At 32.3% G+C, this 4,240-nt stretch carries 6 protein-coding genes; all 6 read left to right on the top strand.

The genetic code is table 11. The features are described 5' to 3' along the window. Positions 1 to 263, top strand: a 263-nt coding sequence (locus tag E7Z79_RS09335) for a 4Fe-4S binding protein (protein WP_303739671.1), incomplete at its 5' end; no start/stop codon positions are given. 4 nt (positions 264 to 267) lie between these two features. After that, positions 268 to 1,314: a hypothetical protein gene (locus E7Z79_RS09330; RefSeq protein ID WP_303739670.1), complete on the top strand. Its 1,047-nt coding sequence runs from the start codon at positions 268 to 270 to the stop codon at positions 1,312 to 1,314. 19 nt (positions 1,315 to 1,333) lie between these two features. Then, entirely contained in the window at positions 1,334 to 2,224 is an 891-nt protein-coding gene (locus E7Z79_RS09325; protein WP_292605637.1) for a formylmethanofuran--tetrahydromethanopterin N-formyltransferase, read from the top strand. A gap of 9 nt (positions 2,225 to 2,233) precedes the next feature. Further along, on the top strand, positions 2,234 to 3,166 hold the full coding sequence (locus E7Z79_RS09320) for a carbohydrate kinase family protein (protein WP_292605635.1): 933 nt from the start codon (positions 2,234 to 2,236) through the stop codon (positions 3,164 to 3,166). A gap of 33 nt (positions 3,167 to 3,199) precedes the next feature. Beyond that, a complete protein-coding gene (locus E7Z79_RS09315; RefSeq protein ID WP_303739669.1) occupies positions 3,200 to 4,027 on the top strand; it encodes a 4Fe-4S binding protein in 828 nt (275 codons plus the stop codon). Between the two features lie 15 nt (positions 4,028 to 4,042). Further along, the coding region (locus E7Z79_RS09310) for a CBS domain-containing protein (RefSeq protein WP_303739668.1) at positions 4,043 to 4,240 on the top strand (198 nt) is incomplete at its 3' end.

Here is a 4,240-nt window from a genome sequence, read left to right as displayed (position 1 = left end):
TCGGTGCTTATGATGATTATTTCTACAGCAAAGACACTGATTTATACTATGCCAGATCATATCTCCATTATCAGAGGATTGGTGAGTTGTCAATTTCAACCACCAAATGTCAGGCTTGCGCAATTTGTGCTAAAAACTGTCCAACTGAAGCATTAACCTTGAATGGTGATAAAATCGGTTATGACAGTGAAAAATGTATCTACTGTAGGAATTGTGAATCAATTTGTCCATTGGATGCAATAAGAATTATTAACTTCAGGTGATTCGATGTTTGAAAAATCATTCATTACAGACTGTGAAGGTCCATTGACATTAAATGATAATGCTTTTGAATTGGCTGTTCATTTCATTGAGGAGGGTGGTGAACTTTTCAAAATACTTAGTTTATATGATGATTATCTGGTTGATATTGTCAAAAAGGATAATTATAAAGCAGGAAATACTTTGAAATTAGTTTTACCGTTCTTTGTTTGTGAAAACATAAAAAATGATGATTTGGTTAATTTTTCTCAAAACAACATTTATGCAGTTGACGAATCAAAATTCCTTTTAAAATACTTGAAGGGAGCAATGAATACTTATATAGTTAGTACCAGTTATGGTCAATATATTGAAGCACTTTCAAATTATATGGACTTTCCATTTGAAAATACATTTTATACCAAAGTGAATGTAGATGCATTATCTTTAAATGATGATGAAATTAAAAAAGTCACAGAATTCAAACAAAAAATTTTGGATAATCCTGATGATTATGAGCTGTTTGATGACATTTTCTTTAATGAGATTCCAAAGATGGGCATTTATGATGAAATCAAAAAAATAGATGTTGTTGGTGGTGAAGGAAAACGGTTGGCTATTGATGAGATAATCAAAAGGGATGCTATCGATATCAATGAAATACTCTATATTGGTGACAGCATCACTGACGTTGAACCATTGGAATTTGCAAGAAAAAACAATGGAATCAGCATATCATTCAACGGAAATGAATATCCTCTAAAAGTAGCAGAAATAGCTATTGTATCGCCAAGCGCAATCACAACATGTGTAATAGCTAATATTTATTCAAAAACTAATAAAGCTAATGTTTTAAAGTTCATTGGGGATTATAATAATTCAGATAATCTGAGCGAATTATTTGACAGTTATGAAATTGATTTGGAAATAAAAAATAAATTCTTTGATATTTTCAAAGATGAAAATTATCCTTTAATTGAAATAATTGATGAAAATAACTTTGAAGATATCCTGAAACTGAGCAAAGACATGAGAAATAACATCCGAGGTCAGGATATTGGAGAATTAGGTTAAGTTTATAGAAGGTAATATGATGAATTATGATAAAGTTGAAGACACATTTTTCGAAGCTTTTGAAGGTAAATATGTAAGAGCTTTAATTACAGGACCTACCAAAGAAATTGTAAAAAGGGCAGCATATGATTCCACTTCTACACCAAGTGCAGTAATCGGCAGAGTAGAAGGAGGGGTTGAAGGATTTTTGGAAGAAAATGAAACTCCTGACGGAAGATATGGTGCAATAGTTCAATACTGGTTAGGTGGAGATGATGTCGAAAAGTTTGCATTTGAACTGTCCTACAGATTAAGACAGGATGTTTTGGTCAAACCGTTCACACGCATTTTTGATTATTCAGATTGTGAAAGCGATGAATATATTGAAATGATGGATATTGTAGGCCATTGTGGTGACGGATATGAATGGATTGTCGAAGAATATGGTAGAAAAATGATCAATGTTCCGATTGCGGTTCCTGATTTTCAAATTGAAGAGAAATTCAAAATCAATGATGGAACAATGGGTGGAAACTTTTGGTATTTATGTTCAACTCAAGAAGCAGTTCTCGAAGCGGGTGATGCAATCATCAATGCAATTATGGAAGTTGAAGGAGCTACAGCACCATTTGAAATATGTTCTGCCGCTTCAAAACCTGAAACTAATTTCCCTGAAATCGGACCTACCACCAATCATGTTTACTGTCCGTCCTTAAAGGAATCTTTAGGCGATGAATCAAAAGTTCCTGAAGGCGTAAATTATATTCCTGAAGTTGTAATAAATGCAATCAGTGAAGATGCAATGAATAAAGCAATTAAAGCAGGAATTGATGCTGCTTTGGAATTTGAAGGTGTTGTAAAAATATCTGCAGGTAATTTTGATGGAAAACTTGGAGATAAAAATATAAATTTATTAGATATCTTAAAATAAGGTTTTAAAATGGAAATTTATGATAATGATCTTAATGCGGAGATTATAGGATTCGGAGCTTTAAATGTTGACAGGCTCTACTCTGTAGATAAAATAGTTTCTCATGATGAGGAAAGTTTTATAACAAGCGAAACTGATACTCCTGGTGGTTCTGCAGCCAATACTATTGTAGGTTTAGCTCGTTTGGGTTGTTCAACATCAATTATTGGAAAAATAGCCGAAGATGATGAAGGCGACTTGATTGAATATAATCTGGCCGTTAATGGTGTTTATACAAACAATCTAATCTATTCTGAAAGCGGTTCAACTGGAAAGTGCATAGGTTTCGTGGATAAAAACGGTGAAAGATGTCTCTACATTTCTCCAGGGGTCAATGATGATATAAAAATTGGTGAAATAAATCCATTAAATATTATGAGATGCAAAATAATGCACTATACTTCATTTGTTGGGGATTCATTCAATACTCAAATAGAACTTTTGGAAAAACTCAGCAAAGAAACTCTGTTAAGTTTTGACCCTGGAATGTTGTATGTTGAAAAGGGATTCGATGAGTTAAAGCCTATTCTTGAAAGAACAGATATTTTGCTTATTAACGAATCTGAGTTAAGATTGTTGTGTAATAATGATTATGATGATTTAAAAGAATTAACTTTAGGTCTTTTGGACTTGGGAATTGATACTGTTGTCGTAAAACAAGGTTCTAAAGGTGTTTTTGCAATAAATAATTCTCAGGAATGTTTTGTTGAAGCATATGAATGTGAAGTTGTTGATACGACTGGTGCAGGAGATAGTTTTAACAGTGGATTTTTATATTCATTTTTAAAAGGATATGACCTTGAAAAATCTTGCCAAATTGGAAATTGGGTAGCCAGCAAAGCTATTCAAGGATTTGGAATGGAAAAGTTTCCTACTGCAAAAGAATTGGAGGAATTCTTTTAAATTATTTAAATAAATTAGTTAGTTGGTAATATTATGAAAGTATCTTTTATAAAACAGATGAAAAATTTGGAACGTGAAGTTCTTTTGAAATCTGTTGAATTAGATGATGACGGGGATGATTTCCAATTTGAGTTGGATGATTTTTCCACTCAGGAAGAAATTATCGCTGTTGCACCTAAATGTGTAAGATGTAATACCTGTGTTGAAGCATGTCCAGTTAATGCAATCGAACCAGCTAATATATTTAGAATAGCTAAAATAACTGATAAATGTGTAAAATGTGAAATTTGTGTACAGACTTGTCCGATTTCAGCCATTAAATTGATTGACAATTCAGTTATTTATGATAATGGGGAAGAAAGGGATGTTATTGAGTATAATCTAAGCAATGTCCGGTCTCCTCATAGAGTAGTTAGGATGAATAATATTTCAATTGACTATTCAATTGATAATAATTGGGATGATTGTGCTAATTTATGTCCTACAAATGCATTCACTCTTGAATTTAAAGAGTTCTTTGATGATTTGAATATGGATTTGGGCATTGATTTAATTGAAAATGAACTCTATCCATATATTAATGAGAAAATGTGTATCGGATGTGGGGCATGTGTTGAAATTTCACTAAATGACAATGCCGTTGAGCTTGATAGATATATTGGACCTATAATTCATAGTAGAAATATTGATATCAATCATGAATCTTGTGTAAATTGTTATTTGTGTGAAGAAAATTGCCCAACAGGGGCTATAGAATTAATCGATGGAAAAGTTGTCCTTGACAATGATAAATGTATCAGATGTATTGAATGCACTCATCATTGTCCTGTAGGAGCATTGAAAAGAATCGATATTGAATAAAAATGGGGTTTTGTTATGAGAGCAAAAGAGTTAATGGATAAAGATTTTGTATATTTGAACTGTAATGATGGTGTTGTTGAAGTTTCCAAAGTAATGGAAGAGATTAGGCGTTTTACCTGTCCTGTTGTAAATGAAGATAAACAGCTTGTTGGATGGGTAACATCTTTTGATATTACAAGAGGATTAAGGGAAGGAAATGAAAAAATTTCTGAA

This window comes from Methanobrevibacter thaueri (genome assembly GCF_015062905.1).
GTDB classification, from domain to species: domain Archaea; phylum Methanobacteriota; class Methanobacteria; order Methanobacteriales; family Methanobacteriaceae; genus Methanocatella; species Methanocatella thaueri_A.
The sequence above is the reverse complement of the archived record's forward strand: the minus strand, read 5'-3'. Positions and strand labels throughout refer to the sequence as shown.

What these genes read in the sequence shown, in the direction of transcription:
- E7Z79_RS09330 (WP_303739670.1), top strand. Translation starts at nt 268, where the DNA reads ATGTTTGAAAAATCATTCATTACAGACTGTGAAGGTCCATTGACATTA.
- E7Z79_RS09325 (WP_292605637.1), top strand. Translation starts at nt 1,334, where the DNA reads ATGAATTATGATAAAGTTGAAGACACATTTTTCGAAGCTTTTGAAGGT.
- E7Z79_RS09320 (WP_292605635.1), top strand. Translation starts at nt 2,234, where the DNA reads ATGGAAATTTATGATAATGATCTTAATGCGGAGATTATAGGATTCGGA.
- E7Z79_RS09315 (WP_303739669.1), top strand. Translation starts at nt 3,200, where the DNA reads ATGAAAGTATCTTTTATAAAACAGATGAAAAATTTGGAACGTGAAGTT.